Annotated in this window: 22 protein-coding genes and 1 tRNA gene; 15 read left to right on the plus strand and 8 right to left on the minus strand. The window is 63.7% G+C overall.

Annotation, left to right across the window (positions count from 1 at the left end):
• Positions 1–18: 18 nt before the first annotated feature.
• Entirely contained in the window at positions 19–570 is a 552-nt protein-coding gene (locus CE_RS06330) for an HNH endonuclease family protein (RefSeq protein ID WP_006769221.1), read from the minus strand.
• A gap of 58 nt (positions 571–628) precedes the next feature.
• The gene (putP, locus tag CE_RS06335; protein WP_143758436.1) at positions 629–2206 is read right to left on the minus strand and encodes a sodium/proline symporter PutP; all 1578 of its coding nucleotides are present in this window, start codon (positions 2204–2206) and stop codon (positions 629–631) included.
• Positions 2207–2568: 362 nt separating this feature from the next.
• Here putP and CE_RS06340 point away from each other — a divergent pair, with 362 nt between their 5' ends.
• The 9 genes from CE_RS06340 to CE_RS06380 all read left to right on the plus strand — a co-directional run bounded on the left by CE_RS06340 (position 2569) and on the right by CE_RS06380 (position 14396).
• Positions 2569–5673, plus strand: a complete 3105-nt coding sequence (locus tag CE_RS06340) for a DEAD/DEAH box helicase (RefSeq protein WP_006769223.1) — start codon at positions 2569–2571, stop codon at positions 5671–5673.
• A complete protein-coding gene (locus CE_RS06345; protein ID WP_035109457.1) occupies positions 5666–6538 on the plus strand; it encodes a 2-oxo acid dehydrogenase in 873 nt (290 codons plus the stop codon). Before CE_RS06340 ends, CE_RS06345 begins: the two co-directional genes overlap by 8 nt.
• A 57-nt stretch (positions 6539–6595) precedes the next feature.
• A complete protein-coding gene (locus CE_RS06350) occupies positions 6596–7750 on the plus strand; it encodes a metallophosphoesterase family protein (RefSeq protein WP_006769225.1) in 1155 nt (384 codons plus the stop codon).
• Between the two features lie 2 nt (positions 7751–7752).
• On the plus strand, positions 7753–10389 hold the full coding sequence (locus tag CE_RS06355; protein ID WP_006769226.1) for an AAA family ATPase: 2637 nt from the start codon (positions 7753–7755) through the stop codon (positions 10387–10389).
• Entirely contained in the window at positions 10386–11591 is a 1206-nt protein-coding gene (locus tag CE_RS06360) for a PucR family transcriptional regulator (RefSeq protein ID WP_006769227.1), read from the plus strand. The genes CE_RS06355 and CE_RS06360 overlap by 4 nt, the downstream gene beginning before the upstream one ends.
• Before the next feature lie 129 nt (positions 11592–11720).
• Positions 11721–12437 carry a CoA transferase subunit A gene (locus CE_RS06365; protein ID WP_011075371.1) on the plus strand — a complete coding sequence of 239 codons (717 nt, stop codon included), beginning with the start codon at positions 11721–11723 and terminating at the stop codon, positions 12435–12437.
• A 3-nt stretch (positions 12438–12440) separates the two neighbouring features.
• Positions 12441–13094, plus strand: coding sequence for a CoA transferase subunit B (locus tag CE_RS06370; RefSeq protein ID WP_011075372.1), 654 nt, complete (start codon positions 12441–12443; stop codon positions 13092–13094).
• A 5-nt stretch (positions 13095–13099) separates the two neighbouring features.
• Positions 13100–14176, plus strand: coding sequence for a thiolase C-terminal domain-containing protein (locus tag CE_RS06375; protein ID WP_269208245.1), 1077 nt, complete (start codon positions 13100–13102; stop codon positions 14174–14176).
• 4 nt (positions 14177–14180) lie between these two features.
• Entirely contained in the window at positions 14181–14396 is a 216-nt protein-coding gene (locus CE_RS06380; protein WP_006769231.1) for an OB-fold domain-containing protein, read from the plus strand.
• A gap of 87 nt (positions 14397–14483) precedes the next feature.
• Here CE_RS06380 and CE_RS06385 read toward each other — a convergent pair whose 3' ends face one another.
• Entirely contained in the window at positions 14484–15023 is a 540-nt protein-coding gene (locus CE_RS06385) for a YceI family protein (RefSeq protein ID WP_006769232.1), read from the minus strand.
• Between the two features lie 290 nt (positions 15024–15313).
• Here CE_RS06385 and CE_RS06390 point away from each other — a divergent pair, with 290 nt between their 5' ends.
• Entirely contained in the window at positions 15314–15802 is a 489-nt protein-coding gene (locus CE_RS06390; RefSeq protein WP_006769233.1) for a MarR family winged helix-turn-helix transcriptional regulator, read from the plus strand.
• Between the two features lie 121 nt (positions 15803–15923).
• Positions 15924–16172, plus strand: coding sequence for a PspC domain-containing protein (locus tag CE_RS06395; RefSeq protein ID WP_035109462.1), 249 nt, complete (start codon positions 15924–15926; stop codon positions 16170–16172).
• A gap of 86 nt (positions 16173–16258) precedes the next feature.
• Here the strand turns inward: CE_RS06395 and CE_RS06400 are convergent, their stop codons facing one another.
• The 3 genes from CE_RS06400 to CE_RS06410 all read right to left on the minus strand — a co-directional run bounded on the left by CE_RS06400 (position 16259) and on the right by CE_RS06410 (position 18844).
• Positions 16259–16699, minus strand: a complete 441-nt coding sequence (locus CE_RS06400) for a hypothetical protein (RefSeq protein ID WP_035109464.1) — start codon at positions 16697–16699, stop codon at positions 16259–16261.
• A 387-nt stretch (positions 16700–17086) separates the two neighbouring features.
• A tRNA-Arg gene (locus CE_RS06405) sits at positions 17087–17159 on the minus strand.
• Between the two features lie 83 nt (positions 17160–17242).
• Entirely contained in the window at positions 17243–18844 is a 1602-nt protein-coding gene (locus CE_RS06410) for an alpha/beta hydrolase (protein WP_006769236.1), read from the minus strand.
• A 146-nt stretch (positions 18845–18990) separates the two neighbouring features.
• On the opposite strand from CE_RS06410, the gene argS reads away from it, so the two are divergent.
• On the plus strand, positions 18991–20643 hold the full coding sequence (argS, locus tag CE_RS06415; RefSeq protein WP_006769237.1) for an arginine--tRNA ligase: 1653 nt from the start codon (positions 18991–18993) through the stop codon (positions 20641–20643).
• The gene (gene lysA, locus CE_RS06420; RefSeq protein WP_006769238.1) at positions 20644–22023 is read left to right on the plus strand and encodes a diaminopimelate decarboxylase; all 1380 of its coding nucleotides are present in this window, start codon (positions 20644–20646) and stop codon (positions 22021–22023) included.
• Positions 22024–22087: 64 nt separating this feature from the next.
• Here the strand turns inward: lysA and CE_RS06425 are convergent, their stop codons facing one another.
• Entirely contained in the window at positions 22088–22726 is a 639-nt protein-coding gene (locus CE_RS06425) for a hypothetical protein (RefSeq protein WP_006769239.1), read from the minus strand.
• Between the two features lie 35 nt (positions 22727–22761).
• Positions 22762–23289, minus strand: coding sequence for a hypothetical protein (locus CE_RS06430; RefSeq protein WP_006769240.1), 528 nt, complete (start codon positions 23287–23289; stop codon positions 22762–22764).
• 211 nt (positions 23290–23500) lie between these two features.
• Between CE_RS06430 and CE_RS06435 the strand changes: the two genes are divergently transcribed.
• The gene (locus CE_RS06435; RefSeq protein WP_006769241.1) at positions 23501–24163 is read left to right on the plus strand and encodes a response regulator transcription factor; all 663 of its coding nucleotides are present in this window, start codon (positions 23501–23503) and stop codon (positions 24161–24163) included.
• Between the two features lie 3 nt (positions 24164–24166).
• Positions 24167–26425 (plus strand): sensor histidine kinase, encoded by a 2259-nt coding sequence (locus CE_RS06440; protein ID WP_006769242.1) that lies wholly within the window; start codon positions 24167–24169, stop codon positions 26423–26425.
• Position 26426 lies beyond the last annotated feature (1 nt).

Genomic DNA, 26426 nt, shown 5'->3' on the forward strand with positions numbered 1-26426 from the left:
TTTTACCTGGAATTAACCCTAATCAGGCGTTTGGAGAATCGCTAACCCGCAACTCCGCCTGCCCGCCCGGATGTCCGGCTCCGGCAGGGGGAGGTCATAAGCCGCGGCCACCGTGAAGAGTCTGCCCACATACCAGCACCGGACCGAGCGGTCGGTAGGGAGCCACTGGCTGGGCAGCTGATCAGATTTCTGCTGGTTCTCAGCTCTGTTGACCAACACGAGGTTCACGGGGTCGTTGGCGAACTCGATGCGTTCCAGTGCGGTCCACCTGTGGGCGCCGAGATCCCAGGCGGCACTGAGGGGGAGGATGTGGTCGACCTCGGCGGTGGAGAGGTCGAGGGGTTCACCGGTGTAGGGGTCGGTCGCTCCGGCGGCCTCCACAATGGACTCCCGGACCCCCGGGAGCCAGGTGCCGAACATCTGGTCGCGGTCGTATCCGATGATGCGGACCCGTTGCGGTACCGGCTCCACGGCGGGGAGCTCGGTTCCGGAGGTGGTGAGGTAGGGAAGCGCGGTATAGAGCAGGAGCAGAAAGGTGAAAACGGCGAGTAACCGGGTAAATGTTGTCACATCCTGGTTAGACTCGCCGTGTCCTCGAGGGGTTCCCGCTCAGGGGTTTTTGGTTGTGCTACCGGCCCTTCTTGATCTCCTGGGCAACCTCGGAGAAGTCCACGTCCTCATCGGTCATGCTGGTGGCATGGGAGAGACGGACTGCGGTGTCGAACTCGTCGGTGATCTCCCTGGACGGTGCCTTGGTGGCCAGGGAGACGATGACCATGACGATCGTGGCCAGGGCGAAGCCCGGGACGATCTCGTAGATGATGTCGCCGAGGGCGGTGCTGCCCCACACGATGGAGACCACGGCACCGGTGATCATGCCGGCGATGGCGCCCGGTGCGTTGAGGCGCTTCCAGTACAGCATGGCCAGGATGATCGGTCCGAAGGCGGAACCGAAACCTGCCCAGGCGAAGCCGACCAGGCCGAGGATGGAGTCGGAGGGATTGACCGCCATGGCACCGGCGATGATGGCGAGGATGATCACCGTGGCACGTGACAGGGCGAGGAGGGTCTTCTGGCTCAGTCCGTCCTTCTTGACCACCTGCAGCAGATCCTCGATCAGCGAGGATGCGGTCACCAGCAGCTGGGAGGACATGGTGGACATGATGGCCGCCAGCACGGCGGTGAGCACCAGACCGGCGATCAGCGGGTGGAACAGCACCCGGGCCAGGTCCAGGAAGACTGATTCGTAGGCGCGGGTGTCGGTGACGGAGTAGTCCGGGTTCTGGGCGAAGAAGACGGTGGCGGCCAGGGCGGTGAAGGTGGCGCCGGTCAGACACAGGATCATCCAGGAGATGCCGATGCGGCGACCCTGTTTGGCCTCGGCGGGGGAGCGCAGTGCCATGAAACGTACGACGATGTGCGGCTGACCGAAATAACCCAGGCCCCAGGCGATGTTGCCGATGATCGCGGCGACGGACACCCCGGTGATCATGGAGAAGTAGGTCGGGTTGCCCACACCGTCGGTGTACGGGCCGTAGTCATTGGAGGCGGCGAAGCTGAAGATGTCGCCCGGGTTGTTGAGGGCCAGGATGGCAAATACCGGCACGATGATCAGCGAGAAGAACATGATCGTGCCCTGCACCGCATCGGTGTAGGACACCGCCAGGAAGCCACCGATGAAGGTGTAGAGCACCGTCACCGAGGCAACAATGATCATGCCGGTGAGGTAGTCGCCGCCGAAGGTGGATTCCCAGTACACGCCACCGGCGACCATGCCGGAGGAGATGTAGAAGGTGAAGAAGACGATGATGATCAGGGCAGCGACGATACGCAGGAAACGGGAATTATCGCGCAGACGGTTCTCGAAGAACGAGGGCAGGGTGATCGAGTTGCGGGAGACCTCGGTGTAGGACCGCAGACGCGGGGCCACCCACATCCAGTTGGCCCACGCGCCGACGGTCAGGCCGATGGCGATCCACAGCTCCGACATACCGGTGACGTAGAGGGCGCCGGGCAAGCCCATGAGCAGCCAGCCGGACATGTCGGAGGCGCCGGCGGACATGGCGGCCACAAATGGGTTGAGACCGCGTCCCCCCAGCATGTATTCGTCGTATTTCGCGGTTTTGCGGTAGCTCCAGAAACCGATGAGCACCATGACCAGCATGTAGATAATGATGGCGATGATGAACCAGGTGTTATCACTCACGAGGTTCTCCTTCAGGGGGTTGTTGTACATGGGTGAAGCGTGGCCTTATCACCACCGGGGGTCGCCCGGGTGCGGGCGGGACCACACCTCCTTGACAAACGGAATGAAAAACGTGTGAAGCCCAACACTAACCCACAGTCCCACGGGATGAAACACACAGAAAACAAAACACCCCAATGTGGGAGGGACGGGCCGCTTGGATTCCCCTGGTCGTTGCAACGGGCAGATCACCATGCCCGGTACGCAAGGCCTACACACCGACGATCCCCACAGCCGGGGAGAACAGGATAGGGTAGAAGAGTTATCCTCCGTGTTCGCACATGGATACGAGTAATGGTGTCGGTACTGCGTAGAAAGAGCACATGACTTCTCATCTGCTGCATGGTCTGTGGATCAAAGACCGGGGGCTTCAACTGTGGATCGAGCAGGTGGAGGGCCACAGGATCGTTCTTCCTGAGGCCGTCCCCGCTGGCACATTCCCACCGGTGGTGGACCGCATCCTGGAGGGCAGGACCTTCCGTGCCCGGATGAATGTGCAGTTGCGCACCCCCAAGGGACGTCAGGTGGCACTGCCCACGCCCACGGCCGCATTCACCCCGGAGGAGGCGGTGACTGTGCTTGCCCAGCTCAGTTTCCTCCAGGCGGAGCTACCGGCAGCCACGCGTGCGCAGCGGGAGACCATTGCGGCGGATCTGAGGTGGATCATCACCATGCACCAGGGGCTCACCCGGTTTGTGCAGGCCGGTCGGGTGACCCTGCGCACCGTGATGATGGACAATGCCTGGTGGCCCCAGTGGCAGCTGGCGGCGAGCCTGTCCGAGCGTGGGTGGCTCGCGGAGATGAACAACGCAGCCCCGGGCATCCTGTTGAAGAACGGGGGCAGGGATCTGGCTGGCACCATGGCCAACGAACTGCCGCACTGGATCGCCAACCGCATCCTGTCCGATTACCGGGATGAGGTCCTGCCCTATGCGCGGCATGAATTCCTCGATGCCCTGCTGTACAACCGTCCGTTGCGCAAGGGATCGACCACCCTCACGCACGCGCTCAACCAGTGGAAGAACACCATCAGCTCCGCCGCCCTGCAACTGGTGATCATCGTTGAGGAGCCACCGGCGGAGTCGGACTATGAGGATCCGATGGATTCGATCTGGCCGGTGCGGTTGATGGTGCGCTCCGGCGTGGACGCCCCGCAGCCGATCCAGAAACACTCGCTTGACACAGGTGGTCTTGAGTCGCTGCGTCAGCAATTCGAGACCGCCAAGACAATCTCCTGGCTGCTCGATCCCGCCCGCGATGACGCCATCCCGGCCCACGAACACAACACCGTGCCCACGGGCGACTGGGATGTCTTCCTCAACACCGCGGAGATCATCGACTTCATCGGCCATGACGTCGCAAAGCTCAAGAAGGCCGGGATCACCGTCATGCTGCCCAAGGCGTGGAGCGCGTACGAGACGCGCGCAAAGGTCGAGGCGCGGACGCCGGGGGACCCGGCGGACTCCTCGACCCAGTCCATCATCGGTCTGGACCAGTTGGTGGAATATGACTGGAAGATCAGTGTCGGCGAGGTGGAACTCACCGATGACGAGATGCGTGAGCTGGTGGAATCCAAGACCGGCCTGATCCGTCTGCGCGGTGACTGGGTCATGGCCGACCAGGACGCCCTGCGCCGGATCACCGGGTACATGGACGAGTTGTCCAAATCCTCCCGCAAACGTGCCAAGGCCGAGATGGAGGAGGCCGCCATGCAGGCCCAGCTGGCCGAGGCCAGCGGCGCGGAGGGATGGCAGCTGCTCGCGGCACGGGCGGAGGAACTACGCCAGCGCTTCAACGAACAGTTCAGCGGTGACGGCACTGGTGAGGTCACCCTCCAGGAGCTGCGCGAGATCGCCCTCAAGGCCGCGGAGAACGAACCCGTGGAGTTCACCGGTTCCCAGTGGTACACCTCGCTGCTGGGTGGCACCGAGACCCCGGCACCACGCCGCGTCGACATCCCGGAGACGGTCACCGCCGACCTGCGCGAATACCAGCGCCGCGGCGTGGACTGGTTGTACTGGATGTCGGAGAACAACCTCGGGGCGGTGCTTGCCGACGACATGGGCCTGGGCAAGACCCTCCAGCTGCTCAGTCTGCTCGCCGTCGAACGCGCCGAGCACCCCGACCGGGAACCCAAACCCACCCTGGTGGTCTGCCCGACCTCGGTGGTGGGCAACTGGGCGGTGGAGGCCGCCAAGTTCGTCCCCGACCTCAAGGTGGTCGTCCACCACGGGCCCCAGCGCGAGAACGGGGAGGCCTTCCTGGAGAAGGCGCGCCGGGCTGATCTGGTGGTGACGTCCTACGGGGTGGTCACCCGGGACTTCAAGCTGCTTGGCGACGTCACCTTCGATCGCGTCGTCCTCGATGAGGCGCAGGCCATCAAGAACTCCTCCACGAGGATCTCCAAGGCGGTACGCTCCCTGCCGTCACGTCACCGGGTGGCCCTGACCGGTACCCCGGTGGAGAACCGCCTGGCGGAGATGCGGTCCATCCTCGACTTCTGCAACCCGGGGGTCCTGGGCAGCGCGTCCTTCTTCCGCAACCACTTCGCCAAGGCGATCGAACGTGACCAGGACGATGAGATGACCGAGCGTCTGCGTCAGCTCACCGCACCGTTCATCCTGCGCCGCCTCAAGACCGACACCGCCATCATCGATGACCTGCCGGAGAAATCCGAGCAGATCATCCGGGTGGACATGACCGCGGAGCAGGCCTCCCTGTACAAGGCACTGGTTGATGATGTGCAGCAGCAGCTCAGCCAGCGGCAGGGCATGTCACGCAAGGGGCTGGTGTTGGCCACCATCACCCGCATCAAACAGATCTGCAACCACCCCGCGCACTTCCTCAATGACGGCTCCCCGCTGACCCTGCGGGGGCGTCACCGTTCCGGCAAGGTGGAGGCCCTGATGGATCTGCTCGATGATGCGGTGGCGCAGGAGCGTCGCATGCTGATCTTCACGCAGTACACCGCCTTCGGCCAGCTCCTGGCCCCGTACCTCTCTGACCGCCTGGGGGTGGATATCCCGTTCCTCCACGGTGGGGTGAGCAAACTGGGGCGTGACCGGATGGTCGCCCGTTTCCAGGCCGGGGACGGTCCACCGGCGATGATCCTGTCGCTCAAGGCCGGCGGCACGGGGCTGAATCTCACCGCCGCGTCGATCGTGGTGCACATGGACCGCTGGTGGAACCCGGCGGTGGAGAACCAGGCCACCGACCGTGCCTTCCGCATCGGTCAGAAGAACAATGTGGATGTGTACAAGATGATCACCGCCGGCACCATGGAGGAGTCCATCCAGGACATCCTCGACGGCAAGATGCATCTGGCCAGCGCCATCGTCGGCGAGGGTGAGGGTTGGATCACCGAGCTCAACCCGGAGGAGCTGGCCGCCCTGATGAGTTACCGTGAGAGGGAGGGTGCTGATGTCTGATGAGGCACAGGGGGCGTCCCGTCGCCCCCGGATGGACAATGTCATCTACGCCAATTTCGGTGCGAAGACCCAGGTGACCAGCACCGAACCGGAGAAGGGTGAGCAGACCGGCCGGATCCGGCAGAAACGCTTCAGCCCCACCGGCAACCGCGTGGTCCAGCTGACCCTGAAAAACGCCGACTCGGGTCGTATCCGGCGCGGGGAGGACTACTACCGCAACGACAATGTCACCGGGGTGCAGGTGCTCGAGGGTCGGATCTCGTGCAAGGTGGCCGGGTCCCAGAATGAGCCTTTCGACGTCCTGATGACCTTCCCCTACCGCGGCTCTGAGAAACTCCGTGCGGCGTATGCCACCATCGCCGAGACCCCCAACGGCATGAAACTGGTGCGAGAGGGCCGGCTGACCTCCGCGATGCTCGATCATCTGATCGGCGATCCGGATGAGTCGATCTACTTCGACTGCACCTGCCCCGACCGTACGCTGGTATGTAAACATGCCGTGGCCACCGCCTATGTGGTGGCGGAGAAGATGACCGCCAACCCGTCGATGGTGCTGGACATGCGCGGGCAGGGGATGGCCGGTCTGGAGGCGCTGATCAACACCTTCCACACCCGTGGCGAGGAGGAACCGGAGACCAACGAGTCCTTCTGGGAGGGCCACACCCTGCCGGATCTGCCGAACCCGAAGGTGGCGGCCGCCATCGATGATTCCGACATCAACTACCTGCACCGGGCCCTGAGACTGGTGTCCTACACCTCCCTGGAACAGTTGCGCGCGGTCAGTGACATCGAGGACATGTATGAGATCCTCACCTCCACCCACCCGAGCCAGCGCATCGATGATGACGACGCCGATGAGGAATGACCCTGTCACCCGTGGTAGCAAGCAGCGGGTGCCCCCGTGTCCACCCCGTGTGCTGAGATGGATGACATGACTGACAGCGTGACATTCCTGCACTCCTCGGACCTCCAGATCGGCATGACCCGGTGGTTCCTCTCCGCCGAGGCCCAGGCCCGTTTCGATGATGACCGCATCCGGTCCATCGAACGGATGGGGGAGGTGGCGGTGGCCCATGGCTGCCGGTTCATCGTCGTGGCCGGGGATGTTTTCGAACATAATTCCCTGCACCAGCAGACCACCGGGCGTGCCCTTGATGCCCTCCGGGCCCTGCCGGTGCCGGTGTATCTGCTACCCGGCAACCATGATCCCCTCACCGCGGATTCCATCTTCTACCGGATGGAGGACATCGACACGGTCACGGTGCTCAAGGACACGGACGTGCGTGAGATCCTCCCCGGGGTCGAACTGGTCGGGGCACCGCTGTTGAGCAAGACCGCCACCACGGATCTGGTCCGTGCGGCCCTGGAACCCCTGGAACCCACCGATAACATCCGCATCGCGGTGGGCCATGGTCAGGCAGAAGCCCACACCACCGATGCCCGCGCTGACCTCATCGATTTGTCCTACGTGGAATCCCGGCTGGCGGACGGCACCATCGACTACCTCGCGCTGGGTGATACCCACTCGGCTGAACCGGTGGGTGCCACCGGCCGGGTGTGGTTCTCCGGTGCCCCGGAAACCACCGATTTCCACGACCTGGACCCCACCCGTGTCGGCGGCGAGGTCAACTCCGGCAACGTCCTGGTGGTCACCGCCTCCAAGGGCCATGCGGAGGTGGAACAGGTCCCGGTGGGCAAATGGGTCTTCGAGGCACTCAACCGGGAACTGACCTCCGATGAGGACATCGAGGAGTTCCTGACCACCCTGCGGGCCTACCCCGACAAGTCACGCACCGTCATCAAATACGGTCTGCAGGGCACCATCACCCTGGAGCAGAACCGTCGCCTGGAGGAGGGGCTCGCCAGCCTGGAGGACATCTTCGCCTCCCTCAAACCCCGGGAGCGCACCACCGACCTCGTCCTGGAACCCGGCGATGAGGAACTGGCCAACCTTGATGTCACGGGGTACGCGGCGGAGGCCCTGCGTGAGCTTGTCGACGCCGTCACAGAGGGCCCCGCCTCAGAGGTCGACCGTGATGCCCTCAACCTGATGTTCCGACTGAGCAGGGAGAACTAACCATGCGCATCCACGCCATCACCATCGACAACTTCCGTGCCATCGAGCACCTGGAACTGAAAGACATCCCGGAGTCCGGTGTCATCGTCATCCACGGTGACAACGAAAAGGGCAAGTCGTCGATCCTGGAGGCCATCCAGATCGTGCTCACCGAGAAACACACCGCGAGGAACAAGGTGACCAAACCGGTCAAACCCGTCGACCGGGATGTGCCCGTGCGTATCCGCCTCGAAGTTTCGGTGGGGCCGTACCGGATGATCATCACCAAACAATTCCTCAAATCCCCCTCCTCAGAGCTGCAGGTACTGGAACCCCGGCCAGCCAACTACACCGGCAGGGAGGCTGATGCCGCCCTCGATGAGATCCTGGAGAGTCACCTCGACCGCTTCCTGCTGGATACCCTGTTCATGCGTCAGGGGGAGGTGGGGGCGGGGATCAATGCGGTGGGCATCCCCTCGCTGACCAGAGCTTTGAACAACCACGACGGCGACGCCACCGATGACGGCACGGAGGACACCGCCCTCATGGCCGCCGTCGAGGCCGAGTACGCCCGGTATTTCACCGCCACGGGGAAGAAGGTGAAGGCCTATGAGGAGTACTTCACCGCGGTGGAGGACCTGGAGAAAGACCTCGATGACGCCCGCGCAGAGCTCTCCACACTCTCGGCCCAGGTCGACCGGGTGGCCCGCCTGGAACGCGAGCACGACACCGCCCAGCAGAAACTCCCCGCCGCGGAGGAGGAACTGGCACTGCGGCTCTCCGAATATGAGGCCGCACAGAAAATCAAGGAACAGGCCGATGATGTCGTCGCCCGTCTGCTGCGCGCGGAGGATGACCACCGCCGGGCGGTGAAACAACAGACCGAACGCGCGGAATTGCGGGCACGCGCCGATACGGCCCGGGCCGCCGTGGAGACACAACAGGAGAGACTCGCCGTCGCCGTGGCCGCCGCGGAGAAGGAGGCGGACGAGATCGCCCGTCGCACGCAGGTGCTTGAGGACGCCCGTGGCATCCAGGCGGAGGCGGTCAGCGCCGTGAGGGCAGCACGGGACTTGGTGAACGGACTCACCGCCCGGGCGCGCCGGGAGGAGCTGGAGTCCCTGCTGGGTGCCGTCGATGAGTTGAATGAGCAGCTCATGACCCTACGGACCCGGCAGGCGGCGGACACCCCGGTGACCGCGGCGGACATCGAGGCCCTCCAGACGGCTACCGAACAGGTGAAGGTCACCCGTGCGCTCAGCCAGGCACGTGGCGGCAGTGTCCGCCTCAGCGCGACCACCAGCAGCGATGTTTCCATCGACGGTCGCACCATCATGGTTGACACCGATGAGCAGGTTCTCGATCTGGACCGTGAGCTGCACATTACCATCGGTGAGGTGACCGTGGTCGTCGATCCCGGCCGGGAGATCGCCCAGAGCCACCGCGAGCTGATCTCCGCCGAGGCTGATCTCGCGGCCCTGCTCGACACCCTGCAGGTGGATGACGTGGAGCAGCTGCGTCAGCGGCTGGCGGAGCAGCAGAAACTCGCCAATGACATCGACGCCCTGGCCAGGGAATGCACCCGCATTGTCGGCGACCGTGACATCGATAGCCTCCGTGCTGAATTCGCGGCCCTGGTGGAACAGGGGGACGGGGTCATCACCGACCTCACCCTCGACGAGGCCAGAACCGCGCTCACCGCGGCGGAGGAACACCGCGACCGGGCAGCCGAGGAAACCGAGCTTGCCGACGCCGCACTCGATGCCCTGCGTCAACGCCCCGCCGACCGGGAACTGACCATCCTGCGCACTCAGCTCGAGGGCCTGGAGTCCACCGCCACCGCCACCCGTGATGACCTCGACCGGGCCGTGGCGGAGATCAGCGATGACGAACTCACCCGGGTCGTGGGGGAGAAGCTGGAGGAGCTCACCCGTCTCAGGGCGGAGAAGGCGGACATTGATGACCTGCTCAGGAAGTCCGATCCCGCCACCGCCGAGGTGATGCTGCAGGCAGCGGAGGCCAATGTGCAGTCCTACCGCGATGTCCTGTCCACCACCGCGGTGGAACTGGCCCGCCTGGAAAGCCACATCGAACAGGCCGCGGGTGCCTCGGAACGTCACGCCCAGGCCTACGCCGCCCTGGAGGCAGCTGAGCACCGGCTGGCCTCCCAACAGCGTCGCGCCCGGGCGGCGGAACGCCTGCGGGAGGTGATGATCCGGCACCGGGAGAGCTCCCGCAAGCGCTACGCCGCCCCCTTCGCCGACAAACTCGCGCGCCTGGCCGCCCGTGTCTTCGGGGAGGAAACCGGTTTCGATCTCGATGAACAACTGTGTATCTCGACCAGGTCCATCGGCCCGCGCACCGTCAACCTGGATCATCTCTCCGGAGGGGCCCAGGAACAGCTGGCCATCCTCACCCGGTTCGCCATCGCCGATCTGGTGGCGGATTCCTCCACCCACGGGGTGGTGCCGGTGTTCATCGATGATGCGCTCGGCAGCACCGACCCCGAGCGACTGACCCGCATCTCCACCCTCTTCGGTGAGGCCGGCCGGGACAGTCAGGTGTTTGTCCTGACCTGCGTGCCGGAACGGTACAACTACGTCTCACCGAAGGTCATGCATGACATCGACAGTCTGAAAACAGTACCGTCGATGCCATGACGCTGCCTCCCGATGCCCGAAGTGACTGTGCCGTCACGATGCATGACCTGTCCGAAGAGATGCACAAAGTCATCACCCGGCTCGAGAATTCGCTGGAGGAGCTCATTGAGATCACCTGCAGGGATATCTTCGCCGCACTGGATTCCTATGAGGATGTCTCCGCTGAGGCCCTTCAGCAGTCCATCCGGCGGAATATGAACATGGCCGTGACCTCACTGCGGGCAGGTCAGGCACCGACCCCTGCCGAACTGGATCCCGCCGCCACAACCACCACCGAGCGTTTCCACAGTGGCGTGTCGATTGACCAGGTCATCATCGCCTTCCGGATGTCGTTCAGTCTGATCCACTCCAGGTTCATCGACTTCTCCTTCGAACGACTCGCGGCGCCGGAGCTGATCCGGGGATCCCAGATCCTCACCGATGTCAGTGACGCCTTCACCGTCAGGGCTGTACAGACCTTCCACCAGCTTGTCGTCGAAAGTGCGGTGGCGGATGCCGCCCGACGGTCCACCGCCCTGCGCAATGTGCTTGCAGGTGATTTCACACCGGGTGCGGAAGGGCTGGCGCTCCAGATCAATCCGCTGGAGCCCTATGCGGCGATCAGGGTGAGTGTGCCCGGGAATCTCAATGCCGAACAGGTCCGCCGACAGCTGGAGGAATCAGGTAGTACCCGTACCGCCCCGGCCGTCATTGTGATCGGCGACGATAATGACTGCCTGGGGATCGTCGCCCGACGACCGCACGCACCGGAGGGCACCGTCCTGGGGATCGGGCCGTTTGTGGACATCTACGAGATGCCCGTCTCCGACCGGGTGGCCACCCAGTCCTTGGATCTGGCGGTGAAGATGGGCCGGACCGGGGTGCAGGGAATCGTCGAACTGAACTGGCGTCTGGCCGCAGCGCAGGCCGGGGGTGTGGACCGACTCTTCCGCAGACGGTTCCTCGAACCCATCGAGGACCTGGGGGATTTCGCTGAGGACCTGCTCGGTACGGTTCGGGCCTATGTGCACTGTGGGGGCAGCGTCGCCCGGACGGCTGAAAGTCAGCATATCCACGTGAACACGGTGCGCTACCGGATCTCCCGTTTCGAGGAGCTCACGGGCTTCGACCGGGACAATATCGATGACCTGATCGGGTTGGCGTGGGTGTTCGAGATTCCGGAACCCGCCGGCGGGACAGAGGGGTGGACTGCCGCTGGTTGACCCCACCTCGTTGTAGATTTCTCCAAAATCAAAGGTTGATCTTTTGTATCTTTCCTCGTAGACCGGGTCCCTTTTCCTCCGTAATCTGAGTCACATCCACATGCTCAGGATTGAAGGAGGAGAGGAACCGTGTCCAAGGTTTCAGATGATGTGCGGGGGAAACTCATCGCACAGCTACGCGACGGGATGACCCTCGCGGTGGGGGGATTCGGCCTCTGTGGCATCCCCAGTACCCTGATCGAGATTGTCCGGGAATCCAAAGTCCGCGATCTCACCATCGTGTCCAACAACCTCGCCATTGACGGTGTCGGACTGGGGAGATTGCTAGAGGACGGACAGCTCTCCCGCGTCCTGGCCAGTTATATCGGTGAGAACAAACTGTTCATGAAGCAGTACCTGGAGGGGCACATCGAGGTCGAATTCGTTCCCCAGGGCACCCTGGCCGAGAAGACGCGTGCGGGTGGTTCGGGCATCGCCGCCTTCTACACCCGCACCGGGGTCGGGACCGAGATCGCCGAGGGGAAACCCACCGCCGAGTTCGACGGAGAGACCTATCTCCTGGAAAAGGCGATTCATGCCGACATCGCTCTTGTGAAATCGCACGTGGCCGATGTCGAGGGCAATCTGCGGTACCGTCTCGCCGCACGGAACTTCAACCCGGTGGCCGCCCAGTGCGGTGCGGTCACCTTCGCCGAGGCCGAGCACATCGTCGATCGTGGAGAGCTTGATCCGGATGACATCCACACCCCGTGCGTGTACATCCATCACCTGACCCGATCCCTCATCCCCTCGCAGATCGAGCAGGTGGTCAACCGACCCCGGCCGGATACAACACAGGAGGTTTAGAACATGACCTGGACACGAGATGACATGGCTGTGATCGCCGCATCGGAACTGGAGGACGGCGACTACGTCAACCTGGGTATCGGTATCCCGACCCTGATCGCCAACAATCTCCCCGACGGGGTCAATGTGGTGGTGCAGAGCGAGAATGGCATCCTCGGTATGGGCCCCAACCCCTATCCGGGTGAGGAGGATCCGGACCTCATCAACGCGGGTAAGCAGACCATCACGCTGGTACCGGGTGCGGTGATCTTCGATTCCGCCACCTCCTTCGGGATGATCCGTTCCGGCAAGATGAAGGCGGCGTTTCTAGGTGCGATGGAGGTATCCGCCAACGGGGACCTGGCGAACTGGCAGATCCCGGGGAAGCTCGTCAAGGGCATGGGAGGTGCCATGGATCTGGTGGCCGGTGCACGACGGGTGGTGGTGCTCACCGACCACGTCAACAAGAACGGGGATCCGAAGATCGTCGAGAAGTGCACCCTCCCGCTGACCGGTGTCGGGGTGGTGGACAGGATCATCACCAACCTGGCGGTCTTCGATGTGACCGACGGGGGATTGGTCCTGCGTCGGATCGCGCCGGGTGTCACGGAGGATGAGGTCCGGGCCGGGACAGCCGCCCCGTTTGTCGTGGATCTCGAGGAGGAGGTCGGCTCATGATGGGGATGCGTGGAGTCAGTGTTGCGGGAATCGGGGAGACCCCCATGGGGCGATACCCTGACCGCGGTCTGCGGGAGATGATCCGGGAGGCGGGCAACCAGGCGATTGAGGATTCGGGGATCGATCCCCACGAGATCGACGCGGTGTTCGTCGGGAATTTCGCCGGCCAGACCCTCACCGGGCAGGGGCATCTGGGCCCCATGGTGACCGAGACCCTGGGATTGACCACCGTGCCGGCCATGCGTGTGGAAGGTGCCTGCGCCTCCGGTGGGTTGGCATTGCTGCAGGCGGTCAACGCCATCCATTACGGCATTCACGACGTTGTCCTCGTGGGTGGGGTGGAGAAGATGACCCACCAGTCAACGGGTGTGGTGACCGGGGCGCTCACCTCGGCGATGGATGTGGAACTGGAGGCGCAGACGGGACAGACCTTCCCGGGGGAATTCGCAATGATCGCCCACCGCTATTTCCATGAGCACCGCAATATCCAGCGGGAAATGGCTCAGGTGGCGGTGAATGCACACGATAATGCGCTGCTCAACCCTCACGCCCAGCTCCACAGGAAGATTGATGTGGACAAGGTCCTCGGGGCGCCCAGGATCGCGGATCCCCTCGGTCTCTTCGACTGTTCCCTGGTCACCGATGGGGCGGCCTTCCTGGTACTGACCGCCGATGATGTCTCCGATATCTACGGCGGGGGGCGGCGACACCGCCGAATCCGCATCACCGGATCCGGTCACGGCGGTGACGCCCTGACCCTGCAGGGGAAGAAATCGCAGACCAGTTTCAGCGCCACTCTCCAGGCCGCCTCCACCGCCTATGCCCAGGCCGGGCGGGGTGCTGATGCCGTTGCCGAGGGGCGCACCGCCCTCCACGGGGACATGCCCATCAATACCTCAGGTGGGCTGAAGGCGAAGGGACATGCGGTCGGTGCGACCGGGATCAGTCAGGCCATCGAAATCATCACCCAGCTGCGCGGTGCCGCGGGCGACCGGCAGGTGACCAAGGCGGACATCGGCCTGACCCATAATCTGGGGGGCACCGCCGCCACCTGTGTCATCAACATCTTCGAGGGAGAGTAAGGCAATGGCAGCCACAGCCACCATCCACACCTACACCATCATCCGCACCCCTCCCGAGGGCTTCACGGGTGCGCCCTACTGCATCGCCATCGTCGACGCTGGTGCCGGTCTGGAGACCGCCCGGATCGCAGGTTATGTCGACGGCGCGGGAATTGCCGTCGGTGATCCCGTCACGCCACTGGCGACACCGGATGCCCACGGGGCGACCTACAGCCTCTAGACCACGTCGCAGGTGCTGGCGGGGGAGGCGTCGACAAGCACAAAGGCCACGTCCCATGACTGGGACGTGGCCTTGACGGGGGAGGCTTTAGGCCTGCTTGATGCCGGAGCCGTCGATCTGGATCTTGATCTCCTCGGAGACCAGGACGCCGCCGGTGTTCAGCGGGGCCTGCCAGTCGACGCCGAAGTCCTTGCGGTTGATCTTGGTGGTGGCCTCGAAGCCCATGCGGACGTTGCCGAATGGGTCCTCCGCAACGCCACCGACCTCAACGTCGAGGGTGACGGACTTGGTGGTCTCCTTGATGGTGAGATCACCGGTGACGGTGCCCTCGTTCTCGTTCTTGATGTTGAAGGAGGTGGCCACGAAGGTGATCTCCGGGAACTTCTCCACCGCGAAGAAATCATCACCCTTGACATGGCCATCGCGGTCCGCGTTGCCGGTGGTGAGGGAGTCGGCCTTGATAACGACCTTGGCGGAGGAGTTCTCCGGGTTGTCGGTATCAACAACGATATTTGAGTCGAATTCGGTGAACTTGCCGGTCACCTTGGTCACCATGGCGTGGCGGGCCACGAACTTGATCTCGGTGTGGGCGGGGTCCAGAATCCAGGTACCGTTCAGGTTGGTCATTTCATATCCTTCTCGTTGTTTTTGTGTCACCGGGGCTCTCGCCCCGGCTGTGTTCCAGGTTGCCGATCCTCTGCGGTGGGTGCCGTTTGCGATCGGTTCGTCTTCTATTATCGGCCAGCTTTGATGATGCGTCAACAAGAATGGCAAATTAGTTGATGCTTCAACATAAAAGCGCTGGTGGGAATATGAATAAAATGAGATGAGCGGGGGGTTTTCGTCCTGTCGTCCCTGTGGGTGGGGGTGGGGCAGTCCTTTGAAAGAACGCTCCGAACAGGGCTAAGGTAGATGACATGACAACACCTAGATGGCTCAATGATGAGGAGCAGAAGCTCTGGCGGCTGATCCTCGCCGCAACGCGCAAGATGGATCGCACCCTCGATGAGACCCTCCAGGCTGACCATGAACTGACCTCCTCCGAGTACTCCGTATTGGTATCCCTGTCCGAGGCGGGGGATCAGGAGATGCGACTGAGGGACCTGTGTATCGCACTGGAGTGGGACCGCAGCCGTACCTCCCACCAGATCACCCGCATGGACAGGAAGGGCCTGGTGGCCAAGGTGAAGTGTGAGGGTGACGCCCGTGGCGTGATCGTGGAACTCACCCCTGAGGGTGAGCGCAGACTCAAGCAGGCGGTGCCGGCGCACGTGGAAACCGTGCGCCGTCTCGTCTTCGACCCCATGGAGCCTGAGCAGGCGGATGTGCTGCGCGATTATCTCACCGCGGCCCTCAACTCCGGTGCGTGTGACACCACGGGCGATGCCGATGCCCTCGACGGCTAGGGGGTGCGCGGACCCATGTTCCCTAGGGGATAAAAGGGGGGCCATCCCCGATGCGCACACGCCGCTGCGCGGGGACACTGGTGGGTAGAGGAAAACACCCATCAGTATGAAGGAGCGGGACATGACAACCCCGAACAACCAGAACAGTTCTTTTGACAAGGCACTCAGCACCGCCTCGTCCCATGCCCGCCGGATCCGGCGCAGCCCCACCAACAAGTGGATCGGTGGCGTTGCCGGTGGCCTCGCGGAAACCTACGGATGGAACCCCATGCTGGTCAGGCTGGTATTCGTGGCCACCCTGCTCATCCCGCTTCCGGGGTCACAGATCCTGATGTACCTGCTCGCGTGGCTGATCATCCCCAAGCGCTAAACCCGGGGTTGGAGTGCATTAAGCCCGCGTCCTGACTGACCATCTGGTCAATGGGGGCGCGGGTTTTGCACGTCTTTGGCCGGAGATTAATCCGCCGGCAGGATGAGGCGGCTCACACTGCGGCTGAGGCGTTCCACGGATTCCTGATCATCGGAGTACAGGTCCTGCAGCGCCCAGGTCTTCTTCGGGGAGAGCATCTCGAACAGGGAGCTGATGGTCTGGGAACCGTCCAGCTCATCGAGATCGCTGTCATTGAGCGTCAGCACGGACAGGGTGAAGGGGGATGTGTTGATGAAGGGCACCATCACCGTGGAGGCACCGTTCTCGAAGTGTTCCAGGGCGTCGGTGCGCACATCGGCGAGGAGTGCTGCGGAGGTGGCAGGGACCATGGGGGTCTGGGGGCCCAGGCAGTCTCCGGAGATGAGGTCTTCGCGGATCCACTGCTGGTTGAGTGCCTTCAGGTAGACAGTGGCGGTCAAAAGGCGGAGCTCGGTGGTGCGCTTCTCTGCTGTACTGCGAAATCTCACGATAAACCTTCCAAAATCCAAGTGGCTGATGTCGGGAACCTGCTGCTTGGAGGCCCAGTATCCCTCAACCGTTTCTCAAGCAGAACCTCAGAAACTAAATCCACATCACAGGGAGTGAAATGTACCACACCCTAATGCCATCAAACTCTAACGTAATTGCCATGGATAGGCACCCATCCGCCCCGTATGGTGACAAATGCCATATACCTATCAAATGACATACATTATGCCAATATAACGAAACGATTTCGTTTCCCACAAACTAGCAGACAAATCCACATTCCGGTCATGCGCAACACGGTGTCCTTGCTCACCCGTGAAAGCAGCAACACCGCCGTGCCTACGTTTCGTAGTCCACGACGGTGCCACTGTACATATATTTCTCTGTGCCCCCGATAGGAGTCGAACCTACGACCTTCGGTACCGGAAACCGGTGCTCTATCCACTGAGCTACGGAGGCGAACCGCCATCGCAGACAAGGTGGATCACCACTGTCTGACGACAACGGTGTAATGCTATCACCATCGGTTGCCGGAAGGTCAATCAGGGGGTCGGTATGTACCCCGGAAGTGAGGTCACACCGGGGTTCCCGGTGCGCAGATACTCGATCATCGCGGCGGAGACAGCCGGGTTCTGAGTGCCGATGGCCTGACCGTGGCCGGGGCCATCGACGGTGAGGACATGGGCCCCCATGGCCCGGGCCAGCTCACCGTGGAGGCGGTAGGGGGTCTGTGGATCACGCGTGCCCTGGATGAGCAGTGGCTGCACCTCGAGCTGGGAGCCGTCGAGGGGCTGCACGCCACTGGTGGGTGTGAGCCCGGAACAGGCCATACCGGAGGAGAAGAAAGTGGAGTTGGCGGAGAAGATATCCCCGGTGACCAGTCCCGTCCAGGCCGCACGGGGGATCTCCAGCGGGTTGGGGGCCACGGAGTTCTCATTGCACATGACCAGTCGCTGCATGTTGACGGCATTGCTCATCACCAGTTGGGTCTGCTCATCCGCGGACAGCTGGGTCAGGTCGGGTACGGGATCCTGCCCGGAGATCGCCCGGGCGAGGTTGGGCCACGTCGACGGCTGGGGGATGGTGGACTGGGTGATGAGAAGCAGCGGACTCATCGCCTGGTTGGCACCCGGGTTGAGCAGCTGTGTTGCCAGACCCTGCAGTGCCACACCCGTCGGCGCGACCGCATTGACCACATCGGCGCCCAGCTGTCCGGATGAGGCGAAGGCCGGCGGGATGTCACCGACGCGGGCGGGTGGGGGAGCCACGGTGGGGTTCGTGCCGGACTCGGCAACGATGCGGTTGGACCAGGACTGGTATACCGCCAGTGGGGTTTCACCGAGCCCGTAGACCTCATGGTGGTCCGCCGCCCAGGTGAAGAAGTCGTGCAGCGCATCGATATAACCCTGTTCCTGCGCGGCCATCACGCCGTTCCAACTCAGCCCCGGTGCCATGGCGGAATCCAACACCACCCGGTCGGTGTGGCCGGGGTAGCGGGTGGCATAGACCGACCCCAGGTAGGTGCCGTAGGACAACCCGAGGATGGAGATCTTCTCCTCACCGAGTGCACGGCGGACCATCTCCCAGTCATTGGCGGTGTTGTCGGTGGTCAGGCTGGAGGTGTACCCCGGGGTGCCCAGCTCACAGGAATCGCGGACGAAGGCGCCGGCCTGGGTGATCATGCGCAGTTCGTCATAACCGGGTGCCGGGGTGGAACAGTCGACCGGGGTGGAACCGATCAGGCCACGCGGCTGGACGGCCACCAGATCCCATTCGTTGTAGAGCTCCGCAGGCCAGTCCATGCCGGTGTTGCCGAAGAAGGAATAGGCATCCCCGCCGGGGCCGCCGGCATTACCGAAAAGTGCGCCCCGCCGGGCACTCTGATCGCGGGCCGGGATCTGCACGAACCCCACCGAGATCTCACCGGCGGCGGGATCCGAGTAGTGCATGGGCACCTCGATGCGACCACACTGTGCGGTGGGGATATCCACCTGGGCCGGACATTCCTCCCAGGTGATCGAATCCCCGGCACCACCCGGGGCCTGCTGGGCGCTGGCCGCCGGGGCCACGACTCCCGCTGCGATCACGGTCGCGGACAGGAGGGAGAGCACGCTGTTTCTCACGCGGTTTGTGACAGTAACCATCCATAACTCCAATGCTTGGGATTTTGTGTGAGAGTCTATAGCGCTGGCAGGGTTTGTGATACCCCACACCGTCAGTGGAGCTGGGTTGTCCTTAAGAAGACCCTGTATTCTGTGCATATGGTGGGGCTCGGCTAGAATTTCTCCCCATGACACCAGCTGATCTTGCAACACTGATCAAGCAGACCGCGGTTGAGGTCCTCACCTCCCGTGATCTGGACGCCTCCATGCTCCCGGAGCAGATCGTGGTGGAGCGTCCCCGTAACCCCGAGCACGGTGATTACGCCACCAACGTCGCCCTGCAGGTGGCCAAGAAGGTCGGCGTGACCCCCCGCGATCTGGGTACCTGGCTCGCCGAGGCGCTCGCCGCCGATGACAGCATCGATTCCGCGGAGATCGCCGGCCCCGGATTCATCAACATCCGACTGGCGGCTGCCGCGCAGGGTGAGATCGTGGCGAAGATCCTGGAGCAGGGCGAGAAGTTCGGCACCTCCGACCACCTGTCCCACCTGGACGTGAACCTGGAGTTCGTCTCCGCGAACCCGACTGGCCCGATCCACCTGGGTGGTACCCGCTGGGCCGCCGTGGGTGATTCCCTGGGCCGTGTGCTCGAGGCCGCCGGCGCGAAGGTCACCCGCGAGTACTACTTCAATGACCACGGTCGTCAGATCGACCGTTTCGCCCTGTCGCTGCTGGCGGCGGCGAAGGGGGAGCCCACCCCCGAGGACGGTTACGGGGGGGAATACATCCGGGAGATTGCAGAGGCCATCGTCGCAAAGCACCCGGACGCCCTGGACCGCACCCCGGAGGAGACCCAGGAGCTGTTCCGCTCCGAGGGTGTGGAGATGATGTTCTCCCACATCCGTGAATCCCTGCATGAATTCGGCACCGATTTCGACGTGTACTTCCACGAGAACTCCCTGTTCGAATCCGGTGCCGTGGACCGTGCGGTGCAGAAACTCAAGGACAACGGCAACCTCTACGAGTCCGATGGTGCCTGGTGGCTGCGGTCCACCGACTTCGGTGATGACAAGGACCGTGTGGTCATCAAATCGGATGGTGATGCCGCCTACATCGCCGGTGACATCGCCTACGTGCAGGACAAGTTCGAGCGCGGCCACAACCTCAACATCTACATGCTGGGCGCCGACCACCACGGTTACATCGCCCGCCTCAAGGCAGCGGCGGCCGCCCTGGGATACGCCCCGGAGGGCGTGGAGGTGCTCATCGGCCAGATGGTCAACCTGCTGCGCGACGGCACCGCTGTGCGCATGTCCAAGCGCGCCGGCACCGTGGTCACCCTCGACGACCTGGTCGAGGCCATCGGCATCGACGCCGCCCGCTACTCCCTGATCCGCTCGTCGGTGGACTCCTCCCTGGACATCGATCTCGGCCTGTGGGAATCGCAGTCCTCCGACAACCCGGTGTACTACGTGCAGTACGGCCATGCCCGTCTGTGCTCGATCGCCCGCAAGGCCGCCGACCTCGGCGTCACCTACGAGGATGCGGACCTGTCCCTGCTCACCCATGACCGCGAGGGCGACCTCATCCGCACCCTGGGTGAATTCCCCGCCGTCATCCGTGCCGCCGCGGATCTGCGCGAACCACACCGTATCGCCCGCTACGCTGAGGAGCTGGCAGGAACCTTCCACCGGTTCTACGATTCCTGTCAGATCCTGCCCAAGGCCGATGAGGAGAAGGCGCCGATCCACGCGGCCCGTCTGGCTCTCGCCGCCGCCACCCGCCAGACACTGGCCAACGCCCTCGCGCTGGTCGGAGTATCCGCACCGGAGAAGATGTAAATGACCGCTGAGACAGAAACAGGCATCCCAGGCGTCCCAGGCACACAAGCCGCCGACCAGTTCAATGAGCTGCCCGCCCACGTCTGGCCACGCAACGCGGTGCGCCAGGAGGACGGCGTGGTCACCGTCGCCGGTGTCCCCCTGCCGGACCTGGCCGAGGAATACGGCACCCCGCTGTTCGTGGTGGACGAGGATGATTTCCGTGCCCGCTGCCGCGACATGGCCTCCGCCTTCGGTGGTCCCGACCGTGTCCACTACGCCTCCAAGGCCTTCCTCAGCAAAACGGTTGCCCGCTGGGTGGACGAGGAGGGGCTGTCCCTGGACATCGCCTCCGAAAATGAACTCGGCATCGCCCTGGCCGCCGATTTCCCCGGTGAACGCATCACCGCGCATGGCAACAACAAGGACGCCTCCTTCCTGCGGGCCTGCGTACGCAACAACCTGGGCCACGTGGTGCTGGACTCCGCGCAGGAACTCGAGCTGCTGGATTACATCGCCGCCGGCGAGGGCAAGGTCCAGCCGGTGCTGATCCGGGTGAAGCCGGGTATCGAGGCCCACACCCATGAGTTCATCGCCACCAGCCACGAGGATCAGAAATTCGGCTTCTCCCTCGCCTCCGGTGCAGCCTTCGACGCCGCACGTGCCGCCGTGAACGCCGAGAACCTCGAGCTGGTGGGCCTGCACTGCCATGTCGGTTCCCAGGTGTTTGACGCCCAGGGTTTCTCCCTGGCCGCCGAGCGTGTCCTGGAGCTGTACTCGCGCATCCACGATGAGCTGGGTGTCACCCTCGCGGAGCTGGATCTGGGTGGTGGGTACGGCATCGCCTACACCGCGGCTGAGGAGCCCCTCAACGTCGTCGAGGTGGCGCACGATCTGCTCACCGCCGTGGGTAAGACCGCCGCGGAGCTCGGCATCGAGGCACCGACCGTGCTGGTCGAGCCCGGCCGTGCCATCGCCGGCCCGTCCACCGTCACCGTCTATGAGGTGGGCACCATCAAGGACGTCGATGTCGACGATGAGACCACCCGTCGCTATATCTCCGTCGATGGTGGCATGTCCGACAACATCCGCCCGGCGCTCTACGGCGCGGAATACGATGCCCGCGTGGTCTCCCGGTTCACGGAGGGGGAGACCACCAACACCCGTGTGGTGGGTTCGCACTGCGAGTCCGGTGACATCCTCATCAACGAGGCGACCTACCCCTCCGATATCCACACCGGGGACCTCCTGGCCCTGGCCGCCACCGGCGCGTACTGCTACGCCATGAGCTCGCGCTACAACGCCTTCGCCCGCCCCGCGGTGGTGTCCGTGCGCGCTGGTGCCGCGAAGCTGATGCTGCGCCGCGAGACCCTCGACGACATCCTGTCTCTCGAGGTCTAGAACAACGCTTGTCGACGCACACCGCCGCCACCCCTGACAGGGGTGGCGGCGGTGTGTTCTTTATCTAGGAGCTGCCGAGCGAGAGCATGGATGACCCGGAGGAACCGGTTCCGGCATCGAGATCCGCCTGAACCTGCAGGGCGAAATCTGCGTTCTCGCCGTCCGCACACGCCTGGAAAGCGTCGTCCAGTGTTTCGTTGATGCTGCCGGCGACCCGTGTGGTTTCCGGGTAGACCTCGGGATCCACGGTCGCCAGCCAGAACACGGCCACGCCGAGCTCACGCAAGGTCGCCGCCTCCACACGGCCGATCTGGTCGGTGACATCACCGGAAGTGATGGAGTCCACACCCAGGTACATGGCAATACCCAGTTGTTCCTGTGTGAGACCGGCGCCCATAAGTCTGAGGGAATAGAGTTGCGCCCTGGCCAGATTGGTGTTGGAAGGGTCGTTGACGGCCGCGCGGTAGCTCGCGAAGTAGTCCTTGATCTGGCGTGAGGCGGATGGTGTCTGAGCCAGGAGATCCTTTTCCGCAGCATTCGCGACGGCGGTCCTGATGGTCTTGCCCTCGCGTTCGGTGGAGGTGATGTTACAGGTATCACCGTTGACCCGGACCTGGACCGCGGAGGCAACCGGCGCCGCGACGGTGGCAACGATCATGGTGGCTGCTGCGACGATACTGATGGTGGTCTTGGAGAGCTTCATGGTGGTTGGTTCTTTCGGTGTGGTCGGTATCATGGTTAAGAACTTCCGAAGGATGAACCCGTGGGCTGGATCGAGACGGCGCTGTTGGCACAGCGCTCCAGGGCGTCCTCGATGTTGATCTCCTCCGGGAACGAAACAACTCCGGCCTGGAGTGCCACGAGCACGGACCGGGCCTGACCCCGGGTGACGTAGACATCCGTTGCAGCGGGAACCACCTTGGTGTTCGCCGCGTAGGTGTGTAGTGATGCCTCAAGGTCAACATCGCCGGCGGCGGTGGTGGTTGCAGCACCGGTGACCTGAGCGAGGGGCTCGGAGGTGGTCCGGGCGTAGGCGAAGAAGGCGGTGAGGTCGTCTGCGCGTTCCGGGTGCCGCGCCAGTAGATCCGCTTCGGCCCTGTCCAGGTCGAAATCCTTGATGAGTTGCTGCTCCGCGGCAGTCCACTTCAACACACACGTGAGTCCGGAGGTATCCACCTGGAGCGCGGTTGCTGTGGGTGCTAGCAGCGCCGATGCTGCGATGGTGGTGGCAATGGTGGCCGTCAGAATGCTACTGGTCAGCTTCATGGTTAGTTCCGTTCTCTAATAAAGCGGTAATAAAGCGGTGGAAAAAGGTGGTGATCGGGCGGGGCAGCCCGTTATTTCCACGCTAGGGAGCCGGTCAGGTTTGAACCAGACCCCATTTCAGGGGGCGGGGAACACCCTGGAGGGGGGAGCGTAGCTGTGATGCTGGACCATTCACGCACCCCAGTGATGGCACACCCGCTACATTTTTCTTATGACATGGAATGTTCTGGCTGTTGATGATCACGAGGTGGCCCTCGCCGGCATTGATGCCATTCTGCGCTCCAGCGACGACTGCACCCTGGTGGGTACGTTTTCCACGGCGGATGAGGCCTGTCGTTTCATCCGCTCCCGGGATGATGTCCGCATTGACATCGCCCTCCTTGACCTGCGTCTGGCGGACAACTCGGACCCCTTCGTCAACGTGCAGAGCTTCTGTGGGTTGGGTATCCCCGTGCTGATCTTCTCCTCCCTGGAGGACCCCTACCTGGCGCGTCGTGCCCTGCACGCCGGGTCTTCGGGGGTGCTGGAGAAATCCGCCAGCGCCGTCGAACTCCATGAGGCGATCGTGACCATCTGCCGGGGTGACACCCTGGCCAATGCGGAGTGGGCGAGTGTGATCGATTCGGATCCCGGTCTGGTGTGTGTTGACCTGTCGCCACGCCAGCGGGAGGTCCTCGAGCTCTATGCCTCGGGGGAGTCCGCCAAACGCGTGGCCACCATCCTGGGGTTGTCGGCGGAAACGGTGCAGGACTACATCAACCGCATCCGGTACAAATACGCCCAGACCGGTCGTCCGGCGAACACCAAGGTGGAGATGTTCCAGCGGGCACAGGAGGATGGCTTCCTGCCCGGGCCGCTCGGACCCATCGCATAAGCCATGGCACCCCAGGTGTTGAGCAGCGACTCCCTGCCGGGGGAATTCTTCGCAGCGGGGCCCACCACCCCGGAGGGGGACCTCTCGGGGAAGGTACAGCAACGGTTCCATGAACTACGCACCGCCACGGTTTCCCTGCTGCGCGTCATTGCTATCGGTGGGGGACTGTCCTGGGTGCTGCTGCTCCTCTACTCATTGGGCAGTCCGCCCGATCCGGTGGTGGTCTTCTTCCGGAACCTCCTGATCGCGCTGTCGGCACTGCTGCTGCTGGCGGGTGTGATGAAATGGGATCGGTCTTATCAACCACTCATGGCGGTTGCCGCGCTGACATACTTCGCCCTGTTGGCCGTGCATGCAGTCTGCCTGGTGATCATGGGGGAGTCACCCCTGACCCCGCTGCGCCTGGGGGATTACTCGGCCCTGCCCGCGGCGTTGTTCGTGGCCTCGCGGCCCGGGATGCCCGCGGTGCTGACCGCCCTGACAGCGGTGTCCGTCGCCGCGGCCGTGAACCTGGGCACCCCACCCGGTTTCGCCCTGCTGGTTGAGGTGCTCCACGCCCTGGCTCCCGTGGTGCCCTTTGTGATCGTGGTGTCCCGCGGCCTGAACACCACCCGCACCATTGACCTGGCCGCCTCCCACACCTACCGGGATGCGCTGGTACTCGCCCGGCAGGAGACACTCGGTGAGCTGGAGACCCGTTTCCTCGCCTTCATCCACGACCATGTGCTGACCCAGCTCTCCGCCATCTGGCGTGGCACCCTCAGCCCCGATCCGCAGCACATCATCGGGGGGATCAACCACACCGGGGCCGATACCCTGGACAGCCTCGGTGACATGCGCTTCACCGATGCGGTCCACCAGATCAGCGCGGCCGTGCTGGCGGAATACCCGGACACCGTCGTCATCCTCGATCGGGATGACATACCCGATGCACGTCTCCCGGCAACCACCGTCGCCGCGCTGGTGGACGCCCTGCGGCAGGGTGGTGCGAACGTCGCAAAGCACGCCCCCGGCAGCTCAGCCCGGTTGAGCTTCGACCTGCACCCCGACCGGTTCAGCGTGACGCTTGCCGACGACGGCCCCGGATTCGACCCGACCAGCCTCTCAGAGGACCGCGCCGGCATCCGGGTCAGCATCCTCGGGCGCCTGGAGCGTACCCCAGGCACCTCGGCAAAGGTACACAGCACACCGGGTGGGGGAGGCACCATCCACGCGGTGTGGGACCGTCACAGCTCACAACCGCATGGGCACGCCGATATGGATGCCCTGCCGTCGGTGTATGAATCCATGGGTTTCTCCGATATCTTCCGCCCCGGCCCCGCGGTGGTGGTGTGGCTGCTGTTTGTCGCGATGTCCACCGCCAACGACCATCCCCGTCCGGTGCTGTGGCTGCTGTCCCTTATCGCCGCGGCTGTGGCGGCGTGGTGTCTGATCCAACACCCCCTGGAACGACTGCCGGACCGCTACACCATCGCTGCCTGTGTCTCCATCTGGGCGTTCTACGCGCTGGCGATCGGGGAGAACACCACCGACGAGGACACCTGGCCGTTCTTCTGGGCACCGTGGGTGGCACTGCTGCTCAGCGCCTACCTGGCCATGCGCAACCGGCCGCTGGCGGGATGGACCGCATGGATCGGATGCATGATCATCGGACAACTCTTCGTCTGGGCGGGATTCCAGTCGGACTACATCAACCCCGCGGAGTCCTGGATTCATTCCCTCGTGCTCATCCCCGCATCAATCCTGCCGTGGATGGTCAAACGGATCTCGGACGGTCTGCCGCTGCTGATCACCGAACGACGCACCAACGCCGCCACCGCCGCGGTCGAACTGACCCGCCGACGATTCCTCGCGGACGCCCGCGACTGGTTGTCCACCCGCATCACCATGCTGTTCACCGACACCCTCACCCCCGATGAGACCCGGGTAGCCGCCCACCTGATGGAACAACGACTCCGCGATTCGATCCGGTCACCCGCCCTCGACCGGACGACGATCTCCGCAGCGACCTGGGATGCCCGCCTCCGTGGTGTGCGGGTGAAGCTTCTCGACGACTATTCCACCACTCACACCACCCACCACCGTGGGTCCGAGCCCCACCCGCGCATCACGGAAGTGGACGACACCCTCACCAGGGTGCTCCGTCACGCCACCGCAGGGGACACCGTGGTGGCCCGCCTGCTGCCCGCCGGGCGTGATGTCTCCGCCACCATCCTGCACCGGCGGCAGGACACTGGGGACTCCGAGACGATCCGGATCTGAG

This window comes from Corynebacterium efficiens YS-314, from assembly GCF_000011305.1.
GTDB lineage: Bacteria > Actinomycetota > Actinomycetes > Mycobacteriales > Mycobacteriaceae > Corynebacterium > Corynebacterium efficiens.

What these genes read in the sequence shown, in the direction of transcription:
- CE_RS06340 (WP_006769223.1), top strand. Translation starts at nt 2,569, where the DNA reads ATGACTTCTCATCTGCTGCATGGTCTGTGGATCAAAGACCGGGGGCTT.
- CE_RS06345 (WP_035109457.1), top strand. Translation starts at nt 5,666, where the DNA reads ATGTCTGATGAGGCACAGGGGGCGTCCCGTCGCCCCCGGATGGACAAT.
- CE_RS06350 (WP_006769225.1), top strand. Translation starts at nt 6,596, where the DNA reads ATGGATGACATGACTGACAGCGTGACATTCCTGCACTCCTCGGACCTC.
- CE_RS06355 (WP_006769226.1), top strand. Translation starts at nt 7,753, where the DNA reads ATGCGCATCCACGCCATCACCATCGACAACTTCCGTGCCATCGAGCAC.
- CE_RS06360 (WP_006769227.1), top strand. Translation starts at nt 10,386, where the DNA reads ATGACGCTGCCTCCCGATGCCCGAAGTGACTGTGCCGTCACGATGCAT.
- CE_RS06370 (WP_011075372.1), top strand. Translation starts at nt 12,441, where the DNA reads ATGACCTGGACACGAGATGACATGGCTGTGATCGCCGCATCGGAACTG.
- CE_RS06375 (WP_269208245.1), top strand. Translation starts at nt 13,100, where the DNA reads ATGCGTGGAGTCAGTGTTGCGGGAATCGGGGAGACCCCCATGGGGCGA.
- CE_RS06380 (WP_006769231.1), top strand. Translation starts at nt 14,181, where the DNA reads ATGGCAGCCACAGCCACCATCCACACCTACACCATCATCCGCACCCCT.
- CE_RS06385 (WP_006769232.1), bottom strand. Translation starts at nt 15,023, where the DNA reads ATGACCAACCTGAACGGTACCTGGATTCTGGACCCCGCCCACACCGAG.
- CE_RS06390 (WP_006769233.1), top strand. Translation starts at nt 15,314, where the DNA reads ATGACAACACCTAGATGGCTCAATGATGAGGAGCAGAAGCTCTGGCGG.
- CE_RS06395 (WP_035109462.1), top strand. Translation starts at nt 15,924, where the DNA reads ATGACAACCCCGAACAACCAGAACAGTTCTTTTGACAAGGCACTCAGC.
- CE_RS06410 (WP_006769236.1), bottom strand. Translation starts at nt 18,844, where the DNA reads ATGGTTACTGTCACAAACCGCGTGAGAAACAGCGTGCTCTCCCTCCTG.
- argS (WP_006769237.1), top strand. Translation starts at nt 18,991, where the DNA reads ATGACACCAGCTGATCTTGCAACACTGATCAAGCAGACCGCGGTTGAG.
- lysA (WP_006769238.1), top strand. Translation starts at nt 20,644, where the DNA reads ATGACCGCTGAGACAGAAACAGGCATCCCAGGCGTCCCAGGCACACAA.
- CE_RS06425 (WP_006769239.1), bottom strand. Translation starts at nt 22,726, where the DNA reads ATGAAGCTCTCCAAGACCACCATCAGTATCGTCGCAGCAGCCACCATG.
- CE_RS06430 (WP_006769240.1), bottom strand. Translation starts at nt 23,289, where the DNA reads ATGAAGCTGACCAGTAGCATTCTGACGGCCACCATTGCCACCACCATC.
- CE_RS06435 (WP_006769241.1), top strand. Translation starts at nt 23,501, where the DNA reads ATGACATGGAATGTTCTGGCTGTTGATGATCACGAGGTGGCCCTCGCC.
- CE_RS06440 (WP_006769242.1), top strand. Translation starts at nt 24,167, where the DNA reads ATGGCACCCCAGGTGTTGAGCAGCGACTCCCTGCCGGGGGAATTCTTC.